This is a genomic window from Stenotrophomonas sp. 278 (assembly GCF_003935715.1).
Lineage (GTDB): Bacteria > Pseudomonadota > Gammaproteobacteria > Xanthomonadales > Xanthomonadaceae > Stenotrophomonas > Stenotrophomonas maltophilia_AH.
On record NZ_RHPP01000062.1, the window covers coordinates 1 to 25,398 of the forward strand.

The window sequence follows — 25,398 nt, forward strand, 5'->3', positions numbered from 1 at the left end:
CTCCCCCCCAGGGCTGATTGCCCGCCCCCGGCGCGTTCGCGCCGGTCTGGCCCGACCGCTGCGGTCGCGCGCCTGTTCTCGCGATCTGTTTCCGTGCTGTGGCCTTCGGCCCCGGCCTTCCCGCGTTTGCACCCTTTGCAAGGAAATCTGCCATGGCCCAGCGCCATCGTCGTCGCACGTCCCTGTCCCGCTGCTCGCTGAGCATCGCCCTGCTGACCGCCCTGAGCGCGCCCGCGTTTGCCAGCGGCGTTGCCACCGGTGATCCCAAAACCCTGGACCAGGTGGTGGTCACCGCCTCGGGCTTCGAGCAGAAGATCACCGACGCCCCGGCCAGCATCAGCGTGGTCAGCCGCGAAGAACTGAGCAAGCGTCCGTACACCAGCCTGGTCGACGCGCTGCGCGACGTGGAAGGCATCGACGTGGGCATGGAAACCACCGACAAGAACGGCCGCGCCACCATTTCCATGCGCGGCATGCCGTCCGAATACACCCTGGTGCTGATTGACGGTCGTCGCCAGAGCAACGTCGGCCAGCTGTACCCGAACAACTTCGGCGGCGGTCAGTTCGCCTACCTGCCGCCGCTGGATGCGATCGAGCGCATCGAAGTGGTGCGTGGCCCGATGTCCACCCTGTACGGCTCCGACGCCATGGGTGGCGTGATCAACATCATCACCCGCCGCAACCAGGACAGCTGGCACGGCTCGATCACCCAGGGCTTCACCGTGCAGCAGGACGACCAGTTCGGCGACGCGCGCACCACCGACGTGTACCTGACCGGTCCGCTGGTCAAGGAACGGCTGGACCTGGCCGTGCGCGGCAGCTACTACGACGCCAAGGCCTCCAATCCGGAATGGGATGCGCTGACCCTGCCCGACGGCACCCTGTGGGAGCGCAGCATCGGCTTCGGCGGCGGCGGCAAGGCGGTCGCCAACAACAACTGGAACACCGGCGTGCGCCTGGCCTTCCACATCAATGACGACCACGACCTGTCGCTGGACTACGACGTGTCGCGCCAGAAGTACGACAACAGCGAAGGCCAGACCGGGACCCTGGACAGCGCCGCCAGCCTGTGGCGCGTGGGCAATGCCACCCTTCCCAACCCGAACGGCACCGGCACCATCACCCGCCGCGTGGTGCAGCCGCGCGTGGGCTACACCGCCTACCAGCGCTACGAGCGTGACCAGCTGGCGCTCAGCCACACCGGTCGCTACGGCTTCGGTACCTGGCAGACGACGCTGACCCACACCACCAGCAACAACCTGGGTCGATCGCTGCCGCTGACCCTGGACGAGCGCGCCGACCTGCAGACCCTGTGGAACGACGTCTGCCGTCGCACCGGTGCCGCCAGCTACTGCGCCGCCGGCCGCGGCAACGCGCTGACCGCGCTCAATGCCGACGAAGCCGCGCGTCTGAACGCGTTCCTGCCGCGTCCGCTGCGCACCATGGAACTGGAAGGCTACGTGCTCGACACCATGCTCGACATGAGCTTCGGTGCGCACAAGCTGACCGTGGGCGGCCAGTACAACGACACCGACATGATCGACGGCGTGTTCGGCATGGACGGTGCCGGCTACCGCGATGAGGTGAAGCAGCAGCACCGCATGTGGTCGGTGTTCGCCGAGGACAACTGGGCGTTGACCGACGCGCTGACCGCCACCGTCGGCGTGCGCTATGACGACCACAACATCTTCGGCAGCCACGTCAGCCCGCGCGCCTACCTGGTGTGGAACGCCAGCGACGCCTGGACCTTCAAGGGTGGCGTCAGCACCGGCTACAAGACCCCGCGTCCGGACCAGCTGTTCCCCGGCGTGACCGGCTTCGGCGGCCAGGGCGTGCTGCCGCTGGTGGGCTCGCCGAACCTGCAGCCGGAAACCAGCACCAACTATGAAATCGCCTCGTACTACGAGGGCGAGCGCTGGGGCTTCAATGTCACCGGCTTCCTCAACAAGTTCGACGACAAGATCGCCAGCGGCGGCACCTTCCCGAACTGTGAAGTGGCTCCGGCCGGCAGCGGCTACTGCGTGGACGTCGGCCCGGGCTGGGCCGCGCTGGGCTACAGCACCTTCAGCCAGAGCGTGAACATCGACAAGGCTGAAACCCGTGGCATGGAGGCGGCCGCGCATGTGGACCTGCTGGAGAGCCTGCAGCTGCGCGGCAACTACACGTATACGAAGTCCGAGCAGACCAGTGGCGCTGCAGACGGCCAACCGATTGCCGGTAATCCTGCCAAGCACATGGCCAACGCCAGCCTGAACTGGCAGATCAATGACGCGGTGAGCCTGTCGCTGATTGGCGAAGGCCGCTATGACCGGTATCGCGACACGCTGGTGACCAATGTGGGTGGGGTGAGCACCTCGGAAGTGCGCTATTACGAGGACTACACGATCTTCCACCTGGGCGGCAGCTGGAACATCAACCCGTGGCTGACCTTGAACGCACGGGTGAACAATCTGTTCGACAAGGATTTCGTCTCGCAGTCGTGTGTGTTGATCAGCGACAGCGAGTTCAACTGCGTGGATGATTACGCGACCAAGGACCAGCGTCGCAGTTATTGGATTTCGTTGAACGCGAAGTTCTAATCTCCCCTGCTGCGCGGTGTTTCCGGTAGCGCCGGCCGTTGGCCGGCCCAGGCGGTGATGCGTTCATGCGGGCCGGCCAACGGCCGGCGCTACCGGGATCCCGCCCATCAATTGCGAACCATTCTCAACAATGGTGTAATTCGCGTCTGAATTCCCGAGCCCCACCTTTTGGCCACCCCGTCTTCCAGCGTGCAGCAGCAACAGTCCCGCGGCTTCTGGCTGCGCACCCTGCACCAGTGGCACTGGATCAGCTCGGCGGTGTGTCTGATCGGCATGATCCTGTTCGCCGCTACCGGCCTGACCCTGAACCACGCGGCGAAGATCGAGGCCACTCCGCAGGTGGTCAACCAGCAGTTGCAGTTGCCGGCCGATCTGCTGGCCAAGCTCGGTGACCGCGAGGACGGCAACGCCCCCATCCCGCGCCCGGCCACGCGCTGGCTGGACCGGGAACTCGGCATCTCGATCGGTCGTCGTCCGGCCGAATGGTCGCCGGAAGAGATCTACCTGTCCCTGCCCCGCCCCGGCGGCGACGCCTGGCTGAGCATCGACCGCGAGACAGGTGCAGTCGAATATGAATCCACCGCGCGCGGCTGGGTGTCGTACTTCAACGACCTGCACAAGGGCCGCAATGCCGGACCGGCCTGGGGCTGGTTCCTCGACATCTTTGCCGTGGCCTGCCTGGTGTTCTGCATCACCGGCCTGTTCCTGCTGCACCTGCATGCCCGCCAGCGCCGCATGACCTGGCCGCTGGTCGGCGTGGGCCTGATGGTGCCGCTGCTGATCGCCCTGATCCTCATCCACTGACCCGCCCTACGGAGCCGCACCATGCGCGTAACCCTGACCATCGCCCTGAGCGGCCTGCTGGCCACCTCGCCGGCCTATGCCACCACCCTGGACATCAACGTCGAGGTGCCCAAGCTCAACGTGGCCGAATATCACCGTCCGTATGTGGCGGTGTGGCTGGAAGGCGCGGACCAGAAAGTCGCCGCCAATCTGTCGGTGTGGTACCAGCAGACCGGCAACAGCGAAGGCCACGGCACCAAGTGGCTGCCGGACCTGCGCCAGTGGTGGCGCAAGAGCGGCCGCACCCTGACCGTGCCAGTCGATGGCGTCACCGGGCCGACACGTCCGGCGGGTAACCATGCGCTGTCGTTCTCTTCGCAGAAGGCCGGCGGGCGTGGCCCGTCGCTACAGTCGCTTGCGCCGGGCAACTACACTCTGGTGGTGGAAGCGGTCCGCGAAGTCGGCGGCCGCGAACTGCTCAAGATCCCCTTCACCTGGCCGGCCACTGCCCCGCAGTCCGGCAAGGCGCAGGGCAGCACCGAACTGGGCCTGGTGACGCTGTCGGTCAAGCCCTGATTTTTCTCATCCGTACATGGAGTTTTAGATGAAGCGCTCGCTTGTCCTAGCCGCCGCCCTGGCTGCCGCACTTCCGTTCTCCGCCTTGGCTCACAAGGCGTGGCTGCTGCCCTCGCAGACCGTGATCGCCGGCAACAACCCGGCCATCACCGTCGACGCGGCGATTTCCAATGACCTGTTCTACTTCAACCACGTGCCGCTGCGCCTGGAGAGCATCGTCATCACCGCCCCGGACGGCACCACCGTGCAGCCGCAGAACGGCTCCACCGGCAAGTACCGCAGCGTGTTCGACCTGGACCTGACCCAGCAGGGCACCTACCGCCTGGCCTCGGTCAACAGCGGTCTGTCCGCGACGTGGGAAGAGAACGGCCAGCCCAAGCGCTGGCGCGGTACCCTGGCCACCTTCGCCACCGAAGTACCGAAGAAGGCCAGGAAACTGCAGGTCGCACAGTCGGTCAACCGGGTGGAGACCTTCGTCACCAACGGTACCCCGAACGACACCGCGCTGAAGCCGACCAAGCAGGGCATTGAACTGGTTGCCGTGGGTCACCCGAACGACCTGGCCGCCGGCGAGGAAGCAAAGTTCCGCATTCTGGTCGATGGCAAGCCGCGCGCCGGCCTGGCCGTGGAAATCGTCCGCGGCGGTACCCGTTACCGCAACGCGCAGGACGAGATCAAAGTCACCACCGACAAGAAGGGCGAGTTCTCGGTTACCTGGCCGGAAGCAGGCATGTACTGGCTGGAAACCAGCAGCGAAGACAAGAAGACGTCGATCAAGCCGGCCAAGACGCGCAAGTTGAACTATGTCGCCACGCTGGAAGTTTTGCCGCAATAACCCCTTCGTGGTTATTGCCCACGCATTCCACCTTATCCCCGCGCCGTTGGCGCGCCCCCTTGAACATCAAGGGGGCTTTCCCCCAGACGGACCACGGTAGTGCCGGCCGCTGGCCGGCAACCAGGCGATCTTGTTGCACCCATGACTGCTGATTCCCCCGACATCGCCCGCCTTGGTGGCCACACCATGGGCACCACCTGGCAGGTCACGCTGGTGGCCGCGTCGAACCGCGACCTGCACCCGCTGCACGCGGGCATCCAGGCACAGCTGGATACGGTGGTGGCGCAGATGAGTACCTGGGAAGCAGGCAGCGACATTTCCCGCTTCAACGCCGCACCAGCAGGCACGGCGTTACCGCTGCCGGAGCCATTCGGCCATGTGCTGCGTGCCGCATTGGACATCGCCGCACGCAGCGGCGGTGCGTTTGATCCCACCGTCGGTCCGTTGGTTGCGTTATGGGGTTTCGGTGCGCATGCGCATGCACGGCGCGTACCCGATGCGGCCGCGCTCGCAGCCACGCGCGAACGCTGCGGCTGGCAACGCCTTTCGCTGGGCACCGGTCAGCTCACCCAGCCCGGCGGGCTGGAACTGGATCTGTCTGCCATTGCCAAAGGTTTTGCCGTAGACGCGGTCAGTGCGTGGCTGCGCTCGCAGGACATTCACGCGGCCCTGGTGGAAGTCGGCGGCGAACTGCACGGCTATGGCAGCAAGCCCGACGGTCAACCGTGGCGGGTGTTGGTGGAATCGGACCCCGAAGCCGATGCAGCCGCCGACCATCCGCCGCGTGTGCTGGCGCTGGACGATCTGGCCGTGGCCACCTCCGGCGACCGCTGGCATCACTATGCCGCCGATGGCGTGCAGTACAGCCACACACTGGACCTGCGCAGCGGTGCGCCGGTAACCCGCGCCGCCGCGGCGGTCACCGTGGTGGCCGCCGATGCGATGCATGCCGATGGCTGGGCTACTGCGCTGACCGTCATGGGTCTGAACGAGGGTCTGGCGTTTGCCACCGACCACGACCTGGCGGCACGGTTTGTTACCCGGACCCCAACCGGCCTGGAAGAACGTCTGAGCCCGGCATTCCAGCGCCTGCTCGACGCCCAGCAGGACGCCGCATGAGCCGCGCGGTACTGGGCAACATCGCTGTGGGCGTGCTGCTGGCGGTGTTCGCGGCGCTGTTGCTGCAGCTGCATCTGGGCGAGTCGTGGTGGCTGGCCGCGCCATCGGCATCGCACTGGTGCTGGGCGGCCGGCAGCGTGCTTGCCTATGCCGCCTTCTGTACGTGGTGGTGGTGGCGCGGACGCCCACGCGACGATGCCGCTGCCGGCAGCGACGCACTGCTGCTGGTGTGGGCCAGCCAGACCGGTTTTGCCCAGCAGCTGGCCGAACGCAGCGCCGAAGCGTTGCGCGCTGCCGGATTGCCGGTGAAGCTGCGCGGCCTGCACCAGATCGACGCTGATCTGCTGCAATCGGCATCGCGAGTGCTGTTCATCACCAGCACCACCGGCGAAGGCGACGCACCCGATCACGCCCTGCCGTTCCTGCGCAGGGTAATGCCGCAGTCGCTGAAGCTTCCGGATCTGCATTACGGCGTGCTGGCACTGGGCGATCGCAGCTACGGTCACTTCTGCGCGTTCGGCCACCAGCTGGACGCGTGGCTGCGCAGGCACGGTGCGCACCCCCTGTTCGATACGGTCGAGGTGGACAACGCCGACCCCGCCGCGCTGCGCCACTGGCAGCAGCTGCTGGGACAACTCGGCGGCAACCCCACCGAACTGCCCGACTGGGCCCCGGCGCAGTACCAGCCGTGGACGCTGCAGGCGCGTGGACAGGTCAACGTGGGCAGCCCCGGTGCAGCGACCTGGAGGGTGGATCTTGTGCCCGTTGATGGCGTGCTGCCTGCGTGGCAGCCCGGCGACGTGGCGGAGATCGGTCCGCAGCACGCACCGGCCGAGGTCGATGCCTGGCTGGCCACGCACGGCCGCGACGGCACCCGGGTGATCGAGGGCAAGCCGCTCCGCACCCATCTGGGACGCTCGCATCTGCCGCAGTTGCCGGAGTCGGTGCCCGCCGACGATGCCGCATTGGTGGCGTCACTGAAGCCACTTCCGCACCGTGAATACTCCATCGCCAGCACCCCCGGCGAGGGCAGGGTCACGCTGCTGCTGCGCCGCCTGCTGCGACCGGACGGCACGCCCGGGCTGGGCAGTGGCTGGTTATGCGATTACGCACTGCCCGGCGGACGCGTTGACCTGCGTTTCCGTTCCAATCCAAATTTCCATGCCCCCGCTGCTGATGCACCGCTGATCCTGATTGGAAATGGCACTGGCATCGCCGGCCTGCGCGCCCACCTGCAGGCGCGGGTGGAAGCGGGTGCGCGACGCAACTGGCTGCTGTTTGGCGAGCGTACGGCGGCACATGATTTCCATTTTGGCGAGGACCTGCAGCGCTGGCAGCGTGAGGGGTTCATCGCGCCGCTGGATGCGGTGTTCAGCCGTGATGGTGGTGAGCATCGCTATGTGCAGGATCGACTGGCCGCGCAGCTGGACACACTGCGGCAGTGGGTACGAGAGGGCGCGACGATTCTGGTGTGTGGCAGCCTGCAGGGCATGGCACCGGCGGTGGACACGGTGATCGAGCAGGCGCTGGGGCGCGAAGGCAAGGAGGCGTTGATCGTCGCCGGGCGCTATCGGCGCGACGTCTACTAGTAGTGCCGGGCTTGCCCGGCAATCCAGTATCCCGGCAGCGGGGCAAGCCCCGCTCTACGCATCCAACCGTATCGCCAACAACTCCCCGCCCCCGCACATCGCATAGCGCTTGCGCTCCCCCGCCGCCAACCACGCGGTGTCCCCCGCCGCCATCGGCGGCAATCCATCCTCACCTTCAAACTTTGCCTGTCCGGCCAACAGATGCACCGCCCACGCGGTACCCGGTTCAGTAAAGAAGAACATGCTGCCCACCAACGGCCGATGGAGCAGTTCGGCCTTGACCGCATCGCGCTTCCACATCAGATTGAAATCGTGCGTCACCCCGTCGATCAACTCGCCGGTAATGGCCTCCTCACCGGCAAATCGCAATCGATCATGTGGTGGCAACAAGGTGTGCACGCGCCCATCGGCAAACCGCAGCCGAACCCCCTCGCCCCGCAGCAGCACCAGCTCACGCTCCACACCAGGAAACGCGGAAAACGCCGCATCCTGCTCGATCTCGGCGATGGACAGCCGCACCTGCCAGTCGTCGCTGTCAGGCACCCGCAGAATTTCCCGGGTCCAACCCAGGCCGTTGCGCCAGCGCTCGCGGCGGTACTCGAATGACGGAATGACGCGGGTGCTCACGTCCAGCACGGAAGGTTCGCTCATGCGGCCATTGTGCCGCAGGGCGCGTTCAACCGGCTCGTCCACCGCAATCCGGGGCCAGCAGCCGCGAATGCTCCAGCCATTCCTTGTCCGGGTAGTAGGCGAACACGAAGGCACCGCCGCGCAGGCTGTTGATCAGCGGTTTGGCCACCTTCAAGCGGACCGCCGGACAGCCCAGGCTGCGACCGAGCCTGCCCTGCAGCTGCGCCACCGAGGGATTCACGTAGGGCGCACCGTGCATGACGATGGCACGGTCACGTGCGTTGTCGTTGAAGCCTGGCTCCAGCCCGTCGAGGCGCAGCGAGTACCCGTTGCCGCCCATGTAGGTTTCCCGGGCGGTGAACCCGCCGAGGCTGGACATGAAACTGCCGTCGCGGTTGGAGAAGTGCTCGGTACGGTTGCTGCCGCTGTTGCGGCCATGCGCCACCCACTCCTGATACAGCAGCTTCTGCTGGGTGACATCGAACACCCACAGGCGCTGTTCGATGGATGGGCGCGAATAGTCGATCACCGCCAGGCGGGTGGGATCGACGGTCGAGTTGGGCTGGCGCAGCGCGCATTGCAGCGCGGTGGTGGCCAGTTGCAGGACCTTGCGATCAGCCGCAGGTGCGGCGCGGGACAGCATCTCTGCCAGTAGAGCCGGGCTCTGCCCGGCTTTCTGTCCGGCGTTCGGCACCGCCTGGGCCGGCCAACGGCCGGCGCTACCGGGTTCGGCGGCACCGGAATCGCGTAGAGCCGGGCTCTGCCCAGCTGCCGGCACGGTAAGGGCCAGTCCAATCAACAACGGCGTCAGCAGGCGCAGTGACATCCCTACAACGTGGGCACGCCCGCGTCCGATTCCAACACCGGCTGCAGATTCTGTTCATCCGCCACCGGGCGTACGGCCGGCAGGCTGGTCACCAGCAGCGTCGTTCCAGGCACCAGCGCCTTGTACAGTTGCCCGGCAAAGGCCGGTGGCAGTGCCATCGGCAGGCTGGGCGTGGCCAGCAGGTCCGGACTCGCATTGCCGGCGCTCTGGCCCAGCAGCGGGTAGGCCGTCCAACGGTGCAGCTTCTGGGTCGCATCCAGCGGGCTGGGGGTTTCGGCAAAGCCCTGCTGCATCACAAACAGCGTGGTGCCCTCGAAGGCCGGCAACGCCTTGGCCTGCAGCCGAGATTCGCCGATCAACACGCCGTCGCGCAGCACGTAAAGGCGCTGGTCGTGCAGGCTCACCAGGATGCCGACCTGCCCGCGCGGCGCGGCGGCGTCATTCCAATAGTGATCGGGCGCATCGGTGGTTTCCGGCAACGGCTTGCCGATGCTGTTCACCGGGGCCAGCACCGCCGGGTACGCCAGGCTCATCGGCGCGCTCTTGGCGTCGGCCACCACCACGGTGTCACCGCGCTTGGTCTCGCCGAACAGCTTCTGCGCGAACGCCTGCGGCAGGCGCACGCAGCCATGCGAGGCCGGGTGTCCCGGCAGGTTCCCGCCATGCAGCGCGATGCCGTCCCAGGTCAGCCGCTGCATGTAGGGCATCGGCGCACTGTTGTAGAGGTTGGACTTGTGGTCCTTGTCCTTCTGCAGAATGGTGAACACCCCGGTCGGGGTTTCATGGCCGGGCTTGCCCGAGCTGATCGTGCTCAGACCGATGGCGATGCCGTTGCGATACACGTAGGCACGCTGCTCGTCCAGGCTGACAACGAGCACGATCGGGCCGGCGGGAGAAATTTCGGGGTGCCAGAGGAATTCGCCGGGTTTGAGGTCGGTGGGACCACGCGGGGTTTCAGTGGAGGCCGGTGCGGCCGCCCAGGCCGGAAGTGCGGCAACTGCCAGCGCTGCTAGAGAGGCATTGATGAACGTGCGGCGTGCAATCATCGGGTCGATCCTTGAGGGCTGATGCCACGCTACCATGCCCACCGTCCACGACGCGCATGGCGCGTCGCTACACGAACGGGCCATCCCGTAGCGATGAGCCATGCGCGTTGATCACAAACAAAATTGCCCGGCCACACTTCCTGTGCAGACCGGGCAATCAGGTACATCCGTGTCGGCTTCCCGCCTTCCCCCTGTGCATCCTGCCCAGAATGGGTGCCGGCCATGCTCCCTGCACTCGGCCGTATATCCGCCATAACCCTTCCCGGGTCTGGAACCACCTTCCGGGTGGAACCGCGCCATTCCCTGGTCGCAGCATCCGTGCGTGCCTCGTCCCTGTGGCTGTCGGGGTGATCGTGGCGTCCTGCCGCGATCACCGTTGACGGGCATCCTGCCTGTCGCGACCAATCCCCTTGTATCCCCTACGTCAGCGCCTTGGTACGGGTGCCGGCACGTCCTGCCTGGACGGTGCCGCTGTGGGTGCCTGCCTGGTGCCCACCGTCATCCGCTGTCGGTTCCGCTCGACTGTTGCTGTCCCTATCCCCTTCACCCGGGTCAGATCCTCGACCCGCAGGAAGGGTCCGTGTTGCCGCCGGTATGTGACGATCGCCTGGGCCTTGACCGGCCCCACGTTCGTCAGTCCCTGTTCCAGCGTCACCGCATCGGCGGTATTGATGTTGACCCGCTCTGCCGTCCAGGCAGCGCCGCTCAACAACAGCCCCAGCACGAGTGCGTTACACGACCTCCAAAGCCCCACCGTGTAGCTCCCTGTGGCCCGGCACCGGTAGCAACCGGCTGATCCCGTCGGTGCTGCGAGTGTGCCCCGCCACATGCAGCCATCGTATCGTCCACGCCGCCTTCACACAGCCGGCCAAGTACCCGATTTGGTGTAGGAAAATTCCTACACGGGTGGCAGGCGTAGAATGTCGGAACTAGACCCATGCATTCGGAGCTTCAGATGGATAGCGCCAAACTCGGCCAATATGTCAGTGACAAGTGGGACAACGAAATCGTCCCGCAGCTGGTCGAATACATCCGTATTCCCAACAAATCGCCGATGTTCGACGCCAATTGGGTCGCCAATGGCTACATGGAACAGGCGGTCACCCTGATGGAAACCTGGGCCAGGGCGCAGAAGCTGCCCGGGCTGCAGGTCGAAGTGGTGCGCCTGGAAGGCCGTACCCCGCTGATCCTGCTGGAAATTCCGGCCACTGGCCCGGAAACCGGCGACGACACCATCCTGCTGTACGGTCACCTCGACAAGCAGCCGGAGATGACCGGCTGGGACGAGGACCTCGGCCCGTGGGTGCCGGTACTGCGTGGCGACAAGCTTTACGGTCGCGGCGGCGCGGATGACGGCTATGCCATCTTCGGTTCGCTGGCCGCCGTGCTGGCGCTGCAGGAACAGGGCCTGCCGCACGCGCGCTGCGTGGTGCTGATCGAAGCCTGCGAGGAATCGGGCAGCTACGATCTGCCCGCTTACGTGGACCACCTGGCTGACCGCATTGGCAAGCCCTCGCTGGTGGTGTGCCTGGATTCGGGCTGCGCCAACTATGACCAGCTATGGTGCACGACCTCGCTGCGCGGCCTGACCGGCGGTAACTTCTCGGTAAAGGTGCTCAACGAAGGCGTTCACTCCGGTGACGCCTCCGGCGTGGTGCCGTCCAGCTTCCGCCTGCTGCGCCAGCTGCTTTCGCGCATTGAAGACGAAAACACCGGTCGCATCCTGATCGACGGCATGCATGTGGAGATCCCGGCCGAGCGCCTGGACCAGGCCAAGCGTGCGGCTGAAGTGGTCGATACCGCGATCTTTGACAAGTTCCCGCTGGTGGACGGCCTCAAGCCGATGGCAGAGGACCTGTCCGAACTGGTGCTCAACCGCACCTGGCGTCCGGCGCTGTCGGTGACCGGCGTGGACGGCATGCCGCCGCTGGCCTCGGCCGGCAACGTGCTGCGCCCGCACACCGCCGTGAAGCTGTCGCTGCGCCTGCCGCCCACCGCCGACGGCAAGGCCTGCGGCGAACTGCTCAAGGAAGCACTGCTGCGTGACCCGCCGAATGGCGCGCAGGTGAAGCTGGACCTGGAAAAGGCCTCCTCCGGCTGGAACGCACCGGCCATGGCCCCGTGGCTGACCCGGGCGATCGATGATGCCAGCCAGACCTTCTTCGGCAAGCCGGCGATGTACATGGGCGAAGGCGGCTCGATTCCGTTCATGGGCATGCTCGGCGAGAAGTTCCCCGGTGCGCAGTTCATGATCACCGGCGTACTCGGTCCGCATTCCAATGCGCATGGCCCGAACGAGTTCCTGCACATTCCGATGGGCAAGCGGGTCACCGCCTGCGTGTCGAAGGTGATCAGCGAGCATCACGCGGCCAGCCTGCGCGGTGAAACCAGTGGTTCGCCGGTGGCTGCCGACAGCGGCACGCGTCATGGCGGGCATGGTTGCTGCTGAGCGTTGACGGACGCAGCCTTTTGATAGGCTGCGTCCATCTTCCGCAGGAAACCGCACGATGGACGGATTGTTCGGCAGCACCAGCTGGCTTTACATCATTCTGGTCGGCTTCTTCGTCGGCCTGTTTGGCCGCTTCTTCATGCCCGGCAACAACCGCATGGGCTGTCTGCTGACCATCGTGCTGGGCATCGTCGGTGCCCTGGTTGCCGGCTGGTTCGGCCAGTACATGGGCTGGTACGCCGCCGGTGAACCAGCCGGATTCATTGGTGCCACCCTGGGTGCCATCGCGGTACTCGCGGTGTTGCGCCTCTTCAGCGGCGGCAAGCGCTGACCCTCTCCCATTCGCATTTTTCATGAACGATCCTGCTTCCGATCCGCAGCGCACGGCGCTGCGTCTGCACTGGGCCCGCACCGCGCTGGCCGATGACACCGCCCAGCTCGACCGCGCCTCGGTCGACGCCGGCTTCCGCAGCTACTGGCGTGCCACCAGCGCGCGCGGCAGCCATATCGTCATGGACTCCCCGCCCGGGCTGGAAGACGTGCGCCCGTGGCTGCGCATGCACGACCTGCTGGAACCGCATGGCGTGCGCGTGCCGCAGGTGCTCGCCCGCGACGAAGCGCAGGGCTTCCTGCTGCTGGAAGACCTGGGCGGCCCCACCCTGGCCCGCGCCATCACCGATGAGAACGCGGATGCCTGGTTCGACGCCGCGTTCGACCAGCTGATCCGGCTGCAAGCCATTCCGGTACCAGACGACTTCGGTGTGTTCGGCGAAGCCCTGCTGCAGCGGGATGCCGGACTGTTCGACGAGTGGTTCCTGCAGCGTCATCTCGGCCTGCAGCTCGACTGCGGCGAAGTTGAAGCCCTGCAGCTGGCCCAGCGACGGCTGATGGACAACGCCCTGCAGCAGCCGCAGGTGCTGACCCACCGCGACTTCATGCCGCGCAACCTGATGCCCGTGGAAGGCGGACCAGCCGTCCTCGACTTCCAGGACCTGGTGCGCGGCCCCATCGCCTACGACCCGGTCAGCCTGTTCAAGGACGCCTTCCTGAGCTGGCCGCTGGAGCGCGTGGAGGCCTGGCTCGCCCGTTACCACGCCAAAGCGCTGGCCGCGGGTTTACCGGTGCGGCCGTGGCCGCAGTTCCTGCGCGACGCCGACTGGATGGGCATCCAGCGCCACCTGAAGATCCTCGGCATCTTCGTGCGCCTGCGCGACCGCGACGGCAAGGGCCATTACTTCTCGGATGCTCCGCGCTTCATCCAGTACCTGGACGAAGTGCTGCCGCGCCACCCGGAACTGGCGGGCCTGCTCGATCTCCTGGAACGCCGCATCAAGCCGGCCATGGCCGAACACGCATGAAGGCCATCATCTTTTCCGCTGGCAAAGGCGAGCGCATGCGCCCGCTCACCCTGCACACCCCCAAACCGCTGCTCGTGGCCGGTGGCAAGCCGCTGATCGTGTGGCACCTCGAACGGCTCGCCGCCGCTGGCATCGATGACGTGGTCATCAACACCTCGTGGCTCGGTGATCAGTTCGAACCCGCACTCGGTGATGGCAGCCGCTGGGGATTGAGGCTGCATTACATCGACGAAGGCCCGGTGCCACTGGAAACCGGCGGCGGTATTCTCAATGCCTTGCCGGTGCTTGGCGATGCGCCTTTCCTCGTCGTCAACGGCGACGTCTGGACCGACGTGGAGTTCGCATCGCTGCCGAAACAGCCGCACGGTGATGCGCATCTGATCCTCGTGGACAATCCCGTGCAGCACCCGCGCGGTGATTTCATCCTGCAGGCCGATGGGCAGGTCAGCAATGAGGGGGAAGCGCCGCGGCTGACCTATGCCGGGGTGGGCATCTATCGCCCGACGATCATTGACGGTTGGCGCGAGGTGATCGGTGAGCCCGAAGGGGCCGCGGCAACGCCACCGCAGTTTGGATTGGCCCCGTTGATGCGACATGCGATGTCCCGTGGGCGCGTGAGCGGACAGCACCATCGCGGGAAGTGGACCGATGTGGGCACGCCGGAGCGGTTGGCGGCATTGGACGCCGAATTGGCATGATGCCGGTCGCGGACCGCTTGGGCCGGCCAACGGCCGGCGCTACCGATGCTGCATTCCCCGTGGCGACCCACGCCGGCCCCAACCCGTAGATCTGCAGCCGAGGGCAGTTCGCGCTACAACCGAGCGGAACCATCCTCAACAACCTGGCGCAAAAAAGGCACGGTGATGCGGCGTTGTGCCGCCATGGATTCGCGGTCCAGCCAGTCCAGCAGGCTGACCAGGCTGCCCAGCTCGCGCCCCGTTCGGGTCAGCAGCCATTCGATCGAGGCCTCGTCGATGCTCAGTCCGCGTCGCACCGCGCGCTCGCGCAGCACCGCCGCGCGGCCCTCATCATCCAGCGGCTGCAGCACCACCCGCACGCACTGCTGCAGGCGCGAGCGCAGGTCCGGCAACACCAGGCCGAGCTGGTCCGGCGCGTGCTGCGCCGTGTACATCAGCGTGATGCCCGCCGCGCGCGCGCGATTGTGGAAATCGAACAGCGCGACCTCGTCATCGCGGTTTCCCGCGATCGCGTCCAGCCCGTCCAGGGTTACCAGGTCGCGCCCTTCCAAGGACTCCAGTGCCGCCCGCACGCGCCCCGCCACCGCCTTCAACGGCAGATAGGTCGGCTGCCGTCCCGCCTGCTGCGCCAGCGAACACATCGCCAGCGCCTGATGGGTCTTGCCCGTGCCTGCCGCGCCTTCCAGGTACACCCAGTCGTGCGCCGCCCCCACCGCAATGGCACGCAGCTGCGCCAGCGCGCCGTCGGGCGCGCCGATGAAGGTTTCCAGGCGCTCGTCCTGCGGGTAGCGCAGGGCGAGCGGCAGCTGCGGCACCATGCTCACTTCAGGTCGGGATCCTTCGGCACCACGATCGTGTCCGCGCGACGGTCAATGTACGAGTCCAGCGCAATCGCCGTCTCGCCCACGTACAGCTCGCTCTCCCGGTAGCGCTGGTGCGCATAGCGCAGCAGCACGTTGCTGACCGCCGCCACCGGCAGCGCCAGCAGCATGCCCAGGAAACCGAACAGCTGGCCGCCTGCCATCACCGCGAAGATCACCGCCACCGGATGCAGGCCGATCTTGTCGCCCACGATGCGCGGCGTAAGCACGTAGCTTTCCAGCAGCTGGCCCACGGTGAACACCACGCCCACCAGGAGCAGCAGCTTCAGATCGAAGCCCTGCGCCTGCACCAGCGCCGCCACCACCGCCATCACGATGCCGGTCGTTGCGCCCAGGTACGGAATGAAGCTGATCAGACCCGCCACCAGGCCGATCAACAGACCCAGCTTCAGGCCCACCAGCGACAGACCCGCCGCGTAGATGATGCCCAGCGCGATCATCACCAGGAACTGGCCGCGGATGAACGCCCCCAGCACCTCGTTGGATTCACGTGCCAGCTTGCTGATCGTGCCGATGTGGTTGCGCGGAATGGTCGAAGCCACCCGTTCCACCAGCTTGTCCCAGTCCCGCAGGAAGTAGAACGCCAGGATCGGCAGCAGCAGGATGTTGACCACCCAGGTCACCATCGCAAAGCCCGAGCGGGACACATAGCCGAAGAAGGTCTTGGCGAAGCCGCCAGCCTGCTGCCAATGACTGCGCACCCAGTCGATCAGGCGGTCCGGATCCATCCACTGCATGACCTGAAGACCGGTCTTCTGCTCGAACCAGGGAATGCCGGTCTGCATCAGCCAGGCCTGCGCCTGCGGGATGGCAGCGATGAGCGTGGCGATCTGGCGCTCGATCATCGGCACCAGGATCAGCAGCAGCGCGGTGATCACCAGCACCATGGCCACGAACACCAGCACCACGCCGGTATTGCGCGAACGGCCCGTGGCTTCGATGCGGTCAACCAGCGGGTCGCCCAGCCAGGCCAGCGCCAGCGCCAGCACGAACGGGGTCAGGATCGGGGCCAGCAGCGAGATGACCCAGCCGATGGCCAGGGCCAGCAGCACATATTTGACGCGTCGCAGGAACTGCGCGATCTCGGCTTCCGGTGTCAGGATCATCGCAGGCGGTACTCGTTGCTGGCGGGGGGCGGCGGCAGGGTGCCGGTGTCGTTCTCGTCAATCGGCACCGGTAGCGGAGCCAGCGGCACGATCACGCCGTTATCGCCCAGCATGCGGTTCAGCCCGGACAGGCCGGTGGTCATTTCCAGCGCCAGCTCCAGACGGTTACCCGAGGCCTTGACCGGGGTGATGTTGCGCACCACCGGGTTCTCGCGCAGCCCGGCGGCCAGGCGCATGTAATCCTCGGCGCTGTCCAGGCCGGTCACCGCGATGGTGTAGGTACCGGCCGCACCGGTCGCCGCGCCGGCCTTGGCGTAGCGTTTGACCAGTGCGTCGGCGGTGCCATCGGCACCACCGGCCATCGCGCGGCGGGCGTCGGAATCCTTGGTGGTCCATTTGTTCAGTTCGCGGCCGCCGTCGACGAACACCCAGTCGGCGATCCAGCCGCCGGCCTTGTCGCGGTAAAGCTTGCCGACCAGCTGCATCGGCGGCGCATAGCGGGCCGAGGCGCGGGCGACCGACGCGGTGTCCTGGCGCCAGATCGCGCCGACCAGCGCCTGTTCAGCCGCACTGCCGGTCGGCAGGCCCAGCTTGTAACCGCGTTCCACCGCGCGGTTCAGCAGCGGACGGGCCGCATTGGCCTGCTGCACCGTTACCAGGCGGGGGCCGCTGCCATCGTCGATGGCCAGCCAGATCACCGGCTTGGGCCGAGGCTGCGGCCACAACGGCAGACCCAGCGCGGAAATCAGCCCGTCCACGTCGTCCTGGCGGAACCGGGCCACCAGCATGGTGCGGTAGCTGGGGGCACCGCTGGCCGAAGTGCTCTGGTCCTGGCGGTAGTCGTAGCTTTCCACGTAGTCCTTGGCCCCGCGCAGGGCCTGCACCACGCCGGGGCGGGTCATCACGCTGCGGTCGCCCGACAGCTTGGCCAGCACATTGCCCAAGGCACGCGCCAGGGCTCCGGTACGGTCAGCGTCGGACTGGCTGTTGACCGGTACTTCGGCCTCGTAGGCCCCGGTGGCACTGGCCACGTCGCCTTCGGTGCGCATGCCGCTCTGGGCCATCGTGGCCACCGGCAGGCACAACGCGAGGAACATCGTAAGAATGAGGCTGCGGCGCATCAGGTCTTCCATTGAGCGTATCCGGGGGGAATTGTTGCCCGAATAGGGCCTGCGCGCCAACGTGGCCTGTTAAAATCCCGCTTTCACTCCAGCGCAGCCCGACGCCCGTGACCCAGACTCCGTCTTCCCCCGCCCCCCTCACCTACCGCGACGCCGGTGTCGACATCGACGCGGGCAATGAACTGGTCGAGCGGATCAAGCCCTTGGTGAAGCGCAGTTTCCGCCCCGAAGTGATGGGCGGTCTGGGCGGGTTCGGCGCGCTGTTCGACCTGTCCAACAAGTACCGTGAACCGGTGCTGGTGTCCGGCACCGACGGGGTCGGCACCAAGCTGAAGCTGGCCCACCAGCTGAACCGCCACGATACGATCGGCATCGACCTGGTCGCCATGTGCGTCAACGACGTGCTGGTGCAGGGCGCGGAGCCGCTGTTCTTCCTGGACTACTTCGCCACCGGCAAGCTGGACATCGACACCGCCGCGGCGGTCGTGGGCGGCATCGCCAATGGCTGCACCGAGGCCGGCTGCGCCCTGATCGGTGGTGAAACCGCTGAAATGCCCGACATGTATGCACCGGGCGAATACGACCTGGCCGGCTTCACCGTGGCCGCGGTGGAAAAGAGCGAACTGAAGGACGGTTCCAGCGTGGCCGCTGGCGACGTGCTGATCGGCATCGCCTCCTCCGGCCCGCACTCCAACGGCTACTCGCTGGTGCGCCGCATCTATGACCGCGCCGGTCGCCCGGCCGACCTGGAACTGGAAGGCGGCGTGAAGCTGGTCGACGCGCTGATGGCCCCCACCCGCCTGTACGTGAAGCCGATCCTGGCGCTGCTGAAGTCGCACGGTGAAGCCATCCATGGCATGGCCCACATTACCGGTGGCGGCCTGACCGAAAACATCATCCGCGTGGTGCCCGAAGGCCTCGGCCTGGAGATCCAGGCCTCGTCATGGACCCTGCCGCCGGTGTTCCAGTGGCTGCAGAAGGAAGGCGCGGTCGCGGACAGCGAAATGTGGCGCACCTTCAACTGCGGCATCGGCTTCGTGCTGATCGTGCCCGCCGACCAGGCCCAGGCCGTGTCTGCTGCGGTCAAGGCGCAGGGGCTGGACCACTGGACCATCGGCCAGGTGGTGCCGGCCACCGGCACCGAACGCGTCCGGATCGGCTGAAGCGAGACGTCAGGCATGGAAGCATCACGTCCCCCCGATCCGTCCGCGCCGTCGCTTTCGATGGAAGACGCCGGCCAGCTGCGCCTGCTGTCGATCTTCCATTACGTGGTCGGCGGCATAACCGCGCTGTTCTCGCTGTTTCCGCTGATCCACGTGGCCATCGGCATCGGTGTGATCACTGGTGCGATGCCCATGAACGACGCCAGCGGCAATCCGACCGATGACGGCCGGATGTTCGGCTGGATCTTCATCGTGATTGGCGGGCTGGTGATTCTGTGCGGGCTGACCCTGGGGGCGTTCATCGCCTACGCCGGGCGCTGCCTGGCCGCGCGCCGCCGGCATACGCTGTGCATGGTGGTGGCTGCGCTGTCATGCCTGTGCATGCCACTGGGCACGGTGCTGGGCGTGTTTACCCTGGTCGTGCTGCTGCGTCCGTCGGTGAAAGCCGCGTTCGACGCTCCCGCTTCCATTCAGCCCTGAGATCACCATGGCCGCCACGCCTCCCCCGCTCAATGCCCCGCGCGGCCCGGTGACGCCGCCGGGCGTCTGGGGTCCCATCCAGATCAACTCCCATCTGCACACGCTGAAGATTCTGTTCTACGTGCTGGGGGCCATCGAACTGTGCATTGCTGTTGTTCTGATTCCGGTCGCGTTTGCCGGTTATGCCGCCGAGAGCAACAGCATGAATCCGGGTGCGCAGCCGATGTTGCTGATCGCGCTGCTGCTCGCCGCCAGCCTGGTGTTCGCCTGCGTCGGTGCGCTCAGTTTCGTCGCGGCCAAGGCCATGGGCCAACGCCAGCGCCACCAGCTGTGCCTGATCGCTGCCGGCGTGTCGTGCCTTGCCGGTGCGCTGGGCATCGCGTTGGGCGTCTACGCCTTCATCGTGCTGCTCAAGCCGGAAGTGAAAACCGTCTTCGCACCGCCGGGGAGCACTGTCGTCGCATGACCGCCCGTATTGCCGTGCTGGCCTCCGGCCGAGGCAGCAATCTGCAGGCGATTGTCGATGCCATCGTCGCCGGCACGCTGGATGCAGAAGTGGTGGCCGTGCTGTCCGACAAGCCCGACGCATCGGCGTTGCTGAAAGTGAAACCAGAACGGCGCTGGGCGCGTTCACCGAAGGAATTCGCAGACCGCGCCGCGTTCGATCAGGCGCTGGGCGACGCGCTGGCCGGCTTTGCGCCGGACTGGATCGTCTGCGCCGGCTACATGCGCATTCTCGGCGAAGCCTTCGTGCAGCGCTTTGCTGGCCGCCTGATCAACATCCACCCTTCCCTGCTGCCCAGGTACAAGGGCCTGCATACCCACGCCCGTGCGCTGGAAGCCGGCGACGCCGAAGCCGGGGCCAGCGTGCACTTCGTGGTACCCGAACTGGATGCCGGCACGGTACTGGCCCAGGCGCATGTACCCGTGCACGCCGGTGATACCCCGGAGGTACTGGCCCAGCGCGTGCTGGCGGTGGAGCATCCGCTGCTGATTGCCAGCCTGCGCTGGCTGGTGGCCGGCCGCGTGGCTGAACGCCACGGTCAGCTCCAGGTGGACGGCCACCCCCTGTTCAGTCCGCTGCGCCTAGATTGCGCCGGAGAGCTGAACGCCTGGGTTCAGGCGCACACGCGCTGCTGACCTGGACACTGGCATCCTCCCCCCTCCTCCGTTTGTGCGCCCGCATGAGAACGTCCGCTTCCAAGGTGCTGTTCAAACCCGTGCTGATGCTCGGTGCACTGCTGTGCACAGTGGCCATTGCCGCCGCACAGGAGCCGCCGACCGCGCCTGAACCGCCGGCCGAACCTGCGCCGCCGATGCTACCAGCGCTGGCGTGGGAAGCACCGCCGCTGGAGCCGTTCACCGCCACCTACCAGGCCCTGTACAAGGGCAAGGAAGCCGGTGATGCCACCATGCGCGTGACCCACACCGGCGGCGACCAGTGGCGGGTGGACATGCAGGTAGTCGGCCGCCGCGGCTTTGCCAGCGTGCTGGGTTTGAACCTGGAGCAGAGCACCGTATTTGAGAAGCACGGCAACGTATACGTGCCACTCAGCCAGGCCACCGTACGTAAAGGCCTGTTCCTGGGCAAGAAGGTGACCGGCACCTACAACTGGCCGGCCGGTACCGCGCAGTGGACAGGCGATCTGAAAAAGGAACGCACCCAGCCGATTCCGCTGCAGCCGGGGGACCAGAGCGCGCTGCTGATCAATCTGGCCATCATGCGCGACGCCCGCCCGGGTGCGCAGATGCATTACCGCTACGTGGATGTCGGCCGCGTGCGCCAGCATGACTACCAGGCTGCACCCGAAACCGAGAACGTCCAGGTCGGCGAGCTGTCCTACAACGCGCTGCGGGTGTACCGCACCAACGGCGGCAACGATGAAACCATTCTCTGGGTCGCCAACGGAGTTCCTACCCCGGTGCGTATCCTGCAACGCGAAGACGGCGAAGATCGCATTGATCTGCGCCTGATTGAATACCAAGGAGTGTGAGCATGACCGTTCTCAACCGTCCCCTGACCTGGATCGCCGCAGGCGCGCTGGCCCTGACCAGCCTGCCGGCCATGGCGCTGCAGCCGTTCACCGCCGAGTACCAGGCCAACTACATGGGCGTGCAGGCTCCAGGCAAGATGACCCTGAGCAAGGTCGACGGCAACAAGTGGCAGTACAGCCTCAACGTCAGCAACCAGCTGGCCACGCTGAGCCAGAATACGGTCTTTGACGAGACCGGCGGCAAGCTGCGTCCGCTGACCAGCAACGACCGTTCGATGCTGCTGGTGAAGAAGCGCAACGTCGATGCCACGTATGACTGGGCCAGGAAGCAGGCCACCTGGAAGGGCGACATCAAGCCGGATCGTGCCGGCCCGGTGGCGCTGAAGAGTGGCGACATGGATGCGCTGCTGATCAACCTGGCCATCGCCCGCGACTTCGCTGATGGCAAGCCGCTGACCTACCGCATGGTTGACGAAGGCCGGGTCAAGTCGCTGAGCTACAAGACCGTGGGCAAGGAACAGGTTACCGTCGCCGGCAAGACCTACGACGCCACCAAGGTGTCGCGCGTGGACGGCAAGAAGGAGCAGATCGCGTGGGTAGTGAAGGAACTGCCGGTGCCGGTGCGGCTGCTGCAGCGTGAGGATGGCAAGGATGCGCTGGATCTGACCATCCGCAGCTTCAAATGATCAAATGCGTGCCGACCAACGGTCGGCACCTTAAAAAAAACGCCCGCATCGCGGGCGTTTTTTCATTCCGGCTTGGCCTCGCCAAACACCGTGCGGCAATCGACCCGGATCTGCTCGCCACTGCTGCGCCAGTAAAACGCCTTGCAGTGACGGTTGCCTTCGTCGGTCACCTTCACGCCTACCGCGTAGAACGCCTGCAGCACTTCCGTGCGACTGACGGTGCCATCACCGTTCCAGTCCATGTCCTGCTGTTCCAGGCCCTGGGTGATGGCGATGCCGGCGTACCAGGCGTAACCCAACCAGCCCAGCACCACCAGCACCAGGATCAGCAGCGCCTTGCGACGGCGGGTGAACTGGCCGCGCAGGATCATGCGGTACGCCGGATGGTGGCACCCAGCGCCGAGAGCTTCTCTTCGATGTTCTCGTAGCCACGGTCCAGGTGGTAGATGCGGTCGATGGTGGTGTCACCCTTGGCCATCAGGCCGGCCAGGATCAGCGACGCCGACGCGCGCAGGTCGGTGGCCATGACCGGTGCTCCGCTGAGCTGGTCGGAGCCGCGGACGATGGCGGTGTGGCCTTCGACCTGGATGTCCGCACCGAGGCGCAGCAGTTCGTTGACGTGCATGAAGCGGTTTTCGAAGATCGTTTCATTGATCACGCCCACGCCGTCTGCCACGCAGTTGAGCGCCATGAACTGCGCCTGCATGTCGGTGGGGAACGCCGGGTACGGCGCGGTGGTCAGGTTGACCGCACGCGGACGCTTGCCCTGCATGTCCAAGGTGATGCTGTCTTCGGTGGTCTCGATGGTCGCGCCCGCTTCCACCAGCTTGGCCAGCACGGCGTCCATGGTGTTCGGGCGCGCACGATTGACCGTGACCTTGCCACCGGTCATCGCCGCAGCCACCAGGAAGGTGCCGGTTTCGATGCGGTCAGGCAACACTTCATGACGCCCGCCGTTGAGGCGCTCAACGCCTTCGATCACCAGGCGGGTGGTGCCCAGCCCTTCGATCTTCGCGCCCAGCGCGATCAGGCAGTGCGCCAGGTCGGTCACTTCCGGCTCCATCGCACAGTTGTCGAGCACGGTGGTACCTTCGGCCAGCACCGCCGCCATCAGCACATTCTCGGTGCCGGTTACGCTGACCATGTCGAAGGTGAAGTGACCGCCCTTCAGACGCTTGGCATGGGCCTTGATGAAGCCGTTTTCGACGACGATTTCCGCACCCAGCGCCTGCAGGCCCTTGATGTGCTGGTCGACCGGGCGCGAACCGATCGCGCAGCCGCCGGGCAGCGACACTTCGGCCGCACCATGGCGGGCCAGCAGCGGGCCCAGCACCAGGATCGAGGCGCGCATGGTCTTGACCAGCTCATACGGGGCTACGTGCTGGTTGACCGTACGCGGGTCGACCACGATCGCGCTGCCGCGCGACAGCGTGCCCTGGTCGATGGTGACCTTGGCACCCAGCTCACCCAGCAGCTTCACCGTGGTCACCACGTCGTGCAGGTGGGGCACGTTGGTGATTTCCACCGGCGCATCGGCCAGCAGGGTGGCGCACAGGATGGGGAGAACGGCGTTCTTGGCGCCGGAAATGTTCACTTCACCGTGCAGCGGCGCGCCGCCGGTCACTACGATCTTGGCCATGGAACCTACAGAAATTCAGGGGAAAAAAGGAACCGGGGTAGAAGCCGACCGTTGGTCGGCTTACCGATTGACTTCAGCCGGCGTCACCGTCTTCAGCGCCAGCGCGTGGATCGCCCCGCCCATCAGGTCACCCAGCGTGGCATAGACCATGCGATGGCGGGCCAACGGCAGCTTGCCGGCAAAGGCCTCGCAGACCACGGTGGCCTCGAAATGCACGCCGTCATCACCCTGCACGTCGGCGCGGGAGCCCGGCAGGCCGGTTTCGATCAGATTGCGGATGGTCTCGGCGTCCAACGGGCTTTCCTAATAAAATGTGCGCTCATTCTACTCTGACGCGTGGCACCCGCATGGCTGTATCGCCCCTGCCCCCTCAATCCACCGATCCGTCCGCCCTGGTGGCCAGCGGCCGCCGGGTGTTCGAGATCGAGCGCGACGCCCTGGCCGCTGTCGCCGACCGCCTTGGCGATGCCTTCAGCCGGGCCTGCCAGCTGGTGCTGGCCAGCCGCGGCCGCGTGGTGGCGACCGGCATGGGCAAATCCGGCCATGTGGCCCGCAAGATCGCCGCCACCCTGGCCTCGACCGGCACGCCGGCCTTCTATGTCCATCCCGGTGAGGCCGGCCACGGCGACCTGGGCATGATCACCGAGGACGACGTGGTGCTGGCGCTGTCCTATTCGGGCGAGTCCGACGAGGTGCTGATGCTGCTGCCGGTGCTCAAGCGCCAGGGCAACCGGCTGATCGCCATGACCGGCCGTCCCGGCTCCAACCTGGCCCAAGCCGCCGATGTCCATCTGGATGTGAGTGTGCCGGCCGAGGCCTGCCCGCTGGCCCTGGCCCCGACTTCCAGCACCACCGCGTCGCTGGCCATGGGCGATGCCCTGGCCGTGGCGCTGCTGGACGCGCGGGGTTTCACCGCCGACGACTTCGCCCGCTCGCATCCGGCCGGCAGCCTCGGCCGCCGGCTGCTGCTGCATATCACCGACGTCATGCACAGCGGCGACGAACTGCCCTGCGTGGGCGAGGACGCCAGCCTGAGCCAGGCCTTGGTGGAGATGAGCCGCAAGCGACTGGGGATGACCGCCGTGGTTGACGCCGACCAGCGTCTGGTCGGCCTGTTCACCGACGGCGACCTGCGCCGCGCCCTGGACAGCGACCTGGACGTTCGCAGCGCGCGCATCGTCGACGTGATGACCCGCAAGCCGCGTACCATCGGGGCGGACCAGCTGGCCGTGGAAGCGGCACGGCTGATGGAAACCCACCAGATCAACGGCCTGATCGTGGTCGACCCGGAAGGGCGGGCCGTGGGCGCTCTGAACATTCATGACCTGTTGCGGGCCCGGGTGGTTTAAACCACAGTGACCGTCCTCCATTCAGCTGACCTGCTTCCCTGATGCCCTATTCCCCGCTGCCCGCTTTCCCGTCCCACCTGCACGCCGCCGCCGGTCGCATCCGGCTGGCCTGCTTCGACGTGGACGGTACGCTCACCGACGGTCGGCTCTACTACGACCGTGACGGCAACGAGAGCAAGGCATATTACGTGCAGGACGGACTGGGCCTGAAACTGCTGCAGCAGCACGGTATCCACCCCGTGCTGATCACCGCGCGCAACAGCCTGTCCGCGCTCAAGCGCGGGGCTGACCTGGGCATCGACACCCAGATCGCGGTCGGCGACAAGCTGGCCAGCGTGCGCCTGCTGTGCGAACAGCATGGCATCGGCCTGGACCAGGTCGCCTTCATGGGCGATGACCTGCCCGACCTTGCCCCGCTGTGCGCGGTGGGCCTGGCCGTCGCTCCCGCCAACGCCCACCCGTGGATCGCCGAGCGCGTGCACTGGCAGACC

The 25,398-nt window shown here is 66.4% G+C and carries 28 protein-coding genes; 18 read left to right on the forward strand and 10 right to left on the reverse strand.

What is annotated here, in order from left to right; genetic code table 11:
- Positions 1 to 152 precede the first annotated feature (152 nt).
- The 6 genes from EGJ34_RS11640 to EGJ34_RS11665 all read left to right on the forward strand — a co-directional run bounded on the left by EGJ34_RS11640 (position 153) and on the right by EGJ34_RS11665 (position 7,481).
- Positions 153 to 2,579: a TonB-dependent receptor gene (locus tag EGJ34_RS11640; protein WP_125360641.1), complete on the forward strand. Its 2,427-nt coding sequence runs from the start codon at positions 153 to 155 to the stop codon at positions 2,577 to 2,579.
- Positions 2,580 to 2,747: 168 nt separating this feature from the next.
- Positions 2,748 to 3,383 (forward strand): PepSY-associated TM helix domain-containing protein, encoded by a 636-nt coding sequence (locus tag EGJ34_RS11645; RefSeq protein ID WP_125360642.1) that lies wholly within the window; start codon positions 2,748 to 2,750, stop codon positions 3,381 to 3,383.
- Positions 3,384 to 3,404: 21 nt separating this feature from the next.
- On the forward strand, positions 3,405 to 3,938 hold the full coding sequence (locus tag EGJ34_RS11650) for a DUF2271 domain-containing protein (RefSeq protein ID WP_125360643.1): 534 nt from the start codon (positions 3,405 to 3,407) through the stop codon (positions 3,936 to 3,938).
- 28 nt (positions 3,939 to 3,966) lie between these two features.
- The gene (locus EGJ34_RS11655) at positions 3,967 to 4,773 is read left to right on the forward strand and encodes a DUF4198 domain-containing protein (RefSeq protein WP_125360644.1); all 807 of its coding nucleotides are present in this window, start codon (positions 3,967 to 3,969) and stop codon (positions 4,771 to 4,773) included.
- 141 nt (positions 4,774 to 4,914) lie between these two features.
- Entirely contained in the window at positions 4,915 to 5,892 is a 978-nt protein-coding gene (locus EGJ34_RS11660) for an FAD:protein FMN transferase (protein ID WP_125360645.1), read from the forward strand.
- The gene (locus EGJ34_RS11665; RefSeq protein WP_125360646.1) at positions 5,889 to 7,481 is read left to right on the forward strand and encodes a sulfite reductase flavoprotein subunit alpha; all 1,593 of its coding nucleotides are present in this window, start codon (positions 5,889 to 5,891) and stop codon (positions 7,479 to 7,481) included. Before EGJ34_RS11660 ends, EGJ34_RS11665 begins: the two co-directional genes overlap by 4 nt.
- A 54-nt stretch (positions 7,482 to 7,535) precedes the next feature.
- Here the strand turns inward: EGJ34_RS11665 and EGJ34_RS11670 are convergent, their stop codons facing one another.
- The 4 genes from EGJ34_RS11670 to EGJ34_RS11685 all read right to left on the reverse strand — a co-directional run bounded on the left by EGJ34_RS11670 (position 7,536) and on the right by EGJ34_RS11685 (position 10,812).
- A complete protein-coding gene (locus EGJ34_RS11670) occupies positions 7,536 to 8,132 on the reverse strand; it encodes a HutD family protein (protein ID WP_125360647.1) in 597 nt (198 codons plus the stop codon).
- 25 nt (positions 8,133 to 8,157) lie between these two features.
- Positions 8,158 to 8,754, reverse strand: coding sequence for a murein L,D-transpeptidase catalytic domain family protein (locus EGJ34_RS11675; protein WP_260476974.1), 597 nt, complete (start codon positions 8,752 to 8,754; stop codon positions 8,158 to 8,160).
- A 185-nt stretch (positions 8,755 to 8,939) separates the two neighbouring features.
- Positions 8,940 to 9,983 (reverse strand): L,D-transpeptidase, encoded by a 1,044-nt coding sequence (locus EGJ34_RS11680; protein ID WP_125360649.1) that lies wholly within the window; start codon positions 9,981 to 9,983, stop codon positions 8,940 to 8,942.
- A 424-nt stretch (positions 9,984 to 10,407) separates the two neighbouring features.
- Entirely contained in the window at positions 10,408 to 10,812 is a 405-nt protein-coding gene (locus tag EGJ34_RS11685; protein WP_125360650.1) for a helix-hairpin-helix domain-containing protein, read from the reverse strand.
- 126 nt (positions 10,813 to 10,938) lie between these two features.
- Between EGJ34_RS11685 and EGJ34_RS11690 the strand changes: the two genes are divergently transcribed.
- Genes EGJ34_RS11690 through murU form a run of 4 tightly spaced genes read left to right on the forward strand, consistent with a single transcriptional unit; the run spans position 10,939 to position 14,488 of the window.
- Positions 10,939 to 12,432 (forward strand): M20 family metallopeptidase, encoded by a 1,494-nt coding sequence (locus EGJ34_RS11690; RefSeq protein WP_125360651.1) that lies wholly within the window; start codon positions 10,939 to 10,941, stop codon positions 12,430 to 12,432.
- 58 nt (positions 12,433 to 12,490) lie between these two features.
- Positions 12,491 to 12,763 carry a GlsB/YeaQ/YmgE family stress response membrane protein gene (locus tag EGJ34_RS11695; protein WP_125360652.1) on the forward strand — a complete coding sequence of 91 codons (273 nt, stop codon included), beginning with the start codon at positions 12,491 to 12,493 and terminating at the stop codon, positions 12,761 to 12,763.
- Positions 12,764 to 12,785: 22 nt separating this feature from the next.
- Positions 12,786 to 13,790 (forward strand): phosphotransferase, encoded by a 1,005-nt coding sequence (locus EGJ34_RS11700; RefSeq protein ID WP_125360653.1) that lies wholly within the window; start codon positions 12,786 to 12,788, stop codon positions 13,788 to 13,790.
- Positions 13,787 to 14,488 (forward strand): N-acetylmuramate alpha-1-phosphate uridylyltransferase MurU, encoded by a 702-nt coding sequence (gene murU, locus EGJ34_RS11705; RefSeq protein WP_125360654.1) that lies wholly within the window; start codon positions 13,787 to 13,789, stop codon positions 14,486 to 14,488. The genes EGJ34_RS11700 and murU overlap by 4 nt, the downstream gene beginning before the upstream one ends.
- 113 nt (positions 14,489 to 14,601) lie before the next feature.
- Here murU and hda read toward each other — a convergent pair whose 3' ends face one another.
- From hda to EGJ34_RS11720, 3 genes are read right to left on the reverse strand one after another with little or no spacing between them, the layout of a single operon-like run.
- On the reverse strand, positions 14,602 to 15,306 hold the full coding sequence (gene hda, locus EGJ34_RS11710; protein WP_125360667.1) for a DnaA regulatory inactivator Hda: 705 nt from the start codon (positions 15,304 to 15,306) through the stop codon (positions 14,602 to 14,604).
- A gap of 2 nt (positions 15,307 to 15,308) precedes the next feature.
- Positions 15,309 to 16,475 (reverse strand): AI-2E family transporter, encoded by a 1,167-nt coding sequence (locus EGJ34_RS11715; RefSeq protein WP_125360655.1) that lies wholly within the window; start codon positions 16,473 to 16,475, stop codon positions 15,309 to 15,311.
- Positions 16,472 to 17,596 carry a DUF2066 domain-containing protein gene (locus tag EGJ34_RS11720; RefSeq protein ID WP_125360656.1) on the reverse strand — a complete coding sequence of 375 codons (1,125 nt, stop codon included), beginning with the start codon at positions 17,594 to 17,596 and terminating at the stop codon, positions 16,472 to 16,474. The genes EGJ34_RS11715 and EGJ34_RS11720 overlap by 4 nt, the downstream gene beginning before the upstream one ends.
- Before the next feature lie 107 nt (positions 17,597 to 17,703).
- On the opposite strand from EGJ34_RS11720, the gene purM reads away from it, so the two are divergent.
- The 6 genes from purM to EGJ34_RS11750 are packed head-to-tail and all read left to right on the forward strand — an operon-like array spanning position 17,704 to position 21,919.
- Entirely contained in the window at positions 17,704 to 18,759 is a 1,056-nt protein-coding gene (gene purM, locus EGJ34_RS11725) for a phosphoribosylformylglycinamidine cyclo-ligase (RefSeq protein WP_125360657.1), read from the forward strand.
- Between the two features lie 15 nt (positions 18,760 to 18,774).
- On the forward strand, positions 18,775 to 19,239 hold the full coding sequence (locus tag EGJ34_RS11730) for a hypothetical protein (protein WP_125360658.1): 465 nt from the start codon (positions 18,775 to 18,777) through the stop codon (positions 19,237 to 19,239).
- A 7-nt stretch (positions 19,240 to 19,246) separates the two neighbouring features.
- Complete coding sequence (locus EGJ34_RS11735) at positions 19,247 to 19,705, forward strand: hypothetical protein (RefSeq protein WP_125360659.1); 459 nt, start codon at positions 19,247 to 19,249, stop codon at positions 19,703 to 19,705.
- Complete coding sequence (gene purN, locus EGJ34_RS11740) at positions 19,702 to 20,379, forward strand: phosphoribosylglycinamide formyltransferase (protein WP_125360660.1); 678 nt, start codon at positions 19,702 to 19,704, stop codon at positions 20,377 to 20,379. The genes EGJ34_RS11735 and purN overlap by 4 nt, the downstream gene beginning before the upstream one ends.
- 44 nt (positions 20,380 to 20,423) lie before the next feature.
- The gene (locus EGJ34_RS11745) at positions 20,424 to 21,233 is read left to right on the forward strand and encodes a DUF3108 domain-containing protein (protein WP_125360661.1); all 810 of its coding nucleotides are present in this window, start codon (positions 20,424 to 20,426) and stop codon (positions 21,231 to 21,233) included.
- Positions 21,234 to 21,235: 2 nt separating this feature from the next.
- On the forward strand, positions 21,236 to 21,919 hold the full coding sequence (locus EGJ34_RS11750) for a DUF3108 domain-containing protein (RefSeq protein ID WP_125360662.1): 684 nt from the start codon (positions 21,236 to 21,238) through the stop codon (positions 21,917 to 21,919).
- A gap of 62 nt (positions 21,920 to 21,981) precedes the next feature.
- Here EGJ34_RS11750 and EGJ34_RS11755 read toward each other — a convergent pair whose 3' ends face one another.
- The 3 genes from EGJ34_RS11755 to EGJ34_RS11765 are packed head-to-tail and all read right to left on the reverse strand — an operon-like array spanning position 21,982 to position 23,852.
- On the reverse strand, positions 21,982 to 22,290 hold the full coding sequence (locus EGJ34_RS11755; RefSeq protein WP_125360663.1) for an EF-hand domain-containing protein: 309 nt from the start codon (positions 22,288 to 22,290) through the stop codon (positions 21,982 to 21,984).
- Entirely contained in the window at positions 22,287 to 23,558 is a 1,272-nt protein-coding gene (gene murA / locus EGJ34_RS11760; RefSeq protein WP_125360664.1) for a UDP-N-acetylglucosamine 1-carboxyvinyltransferase, read from the reverse strand. The genes EGJ34_RS11755 and murA overlap by 4 nt, the downstream gene beginning before the upstream one ends.
- Before the next feature lie 60 nt (positions 23,559 to 23,618).
- Positions 23,619 to 23,852 carry a BolA family protein gene (locus EGJ34_RS11765; RefSeq protein WP_125360665.1) on the reverse strand — a complete coding sequence of 78 codons (234 nt, stop codon included), beginning with the start codon at positions 23,850 to 23,852 and terminating at the stop codon, positions 23,619 to 23,621.
- 53 nt (positions 23,853 to 23,905) lie between these two features.
- Between EGJ34_RS11765 and EGJ34_RS11770 the strand changes: the two genes are divergently transcribed.
- Both EGJ34_RS11770 and EGJ34_RS11775 read left to right on the forward strand, forming a co-directional pair.
- Complete coding sequence (locus tag EGJ34_RS11770) at positions 23,906 to 24,907, forward strand: KpsF/GutQ family sugar-phosphate isomerase (protein ID WP_125360666.1); 1,002 nt, start codon at positions 23,906 to 23,908, stop codon at positions 24,905 to 24,907.
- A gap of 41 nt (positions 24,908 to 24,948) precedes the next feature.
- On the forward strand, positions 24,949 to 25,398 hold a 450-nt coding region (locus EGJ34_RS11775), incomplete at its 3' end, for an HAD-IIIA family hydrolase (RefSeq protein ID WP_148100494.1).

Bases quoted from the DNA above. Each gene is read 5' to 3' on its own strand.
- EGJ34_RS11640 (WP_125360641.1), top strand. From the start codon at position 153: ATGGCCCAGCGCCATCGTCGTCGCACGTCCCTGTCCCGCTGCTCGCTG.
- EGJ34_RS11650 (WP_125360643.1), top strand. From the start codon at position 3,405: ATGCGCGTAACCCTGACCATCGCCCTGAGCGGCCTGCTGGCCACCTCG.
- EGJ34_RS11655 (WP_125360644.1), top strand. From the start codon at position 3,967: ATGAAGCGCTCGCTTGTCCTAGCCGCCGCCCTGGCTGCCGCACTTCCG.
- EGJ34_RS11660 (WP_125360645.1), top strand. From the start codon at position 4,915: ATGACTGCTGATTCCCCCGACATCGCCCGCCTTGGTGGCCACACCATG.
- EGJ34_RS11665 (WP_125360646.1), top strand. From the start codon at position 5,889: ATGAGCCGCGCGGTACTGGGCAACATCGCTGTGGGCGTGCTGCTGGCG.
- EGJ34_RS11670 (WP_125360647.1), bottom strand. From the start codon at position 8,132: ATGAGCGAACCTTCCGTGCTGGACGTGAGCACCCGCGTCATTCCGTCA.
- EGJ34_RS11675 (WP_260476974.1), bottom strand. From the start codon at position 8,754: ATGCTGTCCCGCGCCGCACCTGCGGCTGATCGCAAGGTCCTGCAACTG.
- EGJ34_RS11680 (WP_125360649.1), bottom strand. From the start codon at position 9,983: ATGATTGCACGCCGCACGTTCATCAATGCCTCTCTAGCAGCGCTGGCA.
- EGJ34_RS11685 (WP_125360650.1), bottom strand. From the start codon at position 10,812: ATGTGGCGGGGCACACTCGCAGCACCGACGGGATCAGCCGGTTGCTAC.
- EGJ34_RS11690 (WP_125360651.1), top strand. From the start codon at position 10,939: ATGGATAGCGCCAAACTCGGCCAATATGTCAGTGACAAGTGGGACAAC.
- EGJ34_RS11695 (WP_125360652.1), top strand. From the start codon at position 12,491: ATGGACGGATTGTTCGGCAGCACCAGCTGGCTTTACATCATTCTGGTC.
- EGJ34_RS11700 (WP_125360653.1), top strand. From the start codon at position 12,786: ATGAACGATCCTGCTTCCGATCCGCAGCGCACGGCGCTGCGTCTGCAC.
- murU (WP_125360654.1), top strand. From the start codon at position 13,787: ATGAAGGCCATCATCTTTTCCGCTGGCAAAGGCGAGCGCATGCGCCCG.
- hda (WP_125360667.1), bottom strand. From the start codon at position 15,306: ATGGTGCCGCAGCTGCCGCTCGCCCTGCGCTACCCGCAGGACGAGCGC.
- EGJ34_RS11715 (WP_125360655.1), bottom strand. From the start codon at position 16,475: ATGATCCTGACACCGGAAGCCGAGATCGCGCAGTTCCTGCGACGCGTC.
- EGJ34_RS11720 (WP_125360656.1), bottom strand. From the start codon at position 17,596: ATGCGCCGCAGCCTCATTCTTACGATGTTCCTCGCGTTGTGCCTGCCG.
- EGJ34_RS11730 (WP_125360658.1), top strand. From the start codon at position 18,775: ATGGAAGCATCACGTCCCCCCGATCCGTCCGCGCCGTCGCTTTCGATG.
- EGJ34_RS11735 (WP_125360659.1), top strand. From the start codon at position 19,247: ATGGCCGCCACGCCTCCCCCGCTCAATGCCCCGCGCGGCCCGGTGACG.
- purN (WP_125360660.1), top strand. From the start codon at position 19,702: ATGACCGCCCGTATTGCCGTGCTGGCCTCCGGCCGAGGCAGCAATCTG.
- EGJ34_RS11745 (WP_125360661.1), top strand. From the start codon at position 20,424: ATGAGAACGTCCGCTTCCAAGGTGCTGTTCAAACCCGTGCTGATGCTC.
- EGJ34_RS11750 (WP_125360662.1), top strand. From the start codon at position 21,236: ATGACCGTTCTCAACCGTCCCCTGACCTGGATCGCCGCAGGCGCGCTG.
- EGJ34_RS11755 (WP_125360663.1), bottom strand. From the start codon at position 22,290: ATGATCCTGCGCGGCCAGTTCACCCGCCGTCGCAAGGCGCTGCTGATC.
- murA (WP_125360664.1), bottom strand. From the start codon at position 23,558: ATGGCCAAGATCGTAGTGACCGGCGGCGCGCCGCTGCACGGTGAAGTG.
- EGJ34_RS11770 (WP_125360666.1), top strand. From the start codon at position 23,906: ATGGCTGTATCGCCCCTGCCCCCTCAATCCACCGATCCGTCCGCCCTG.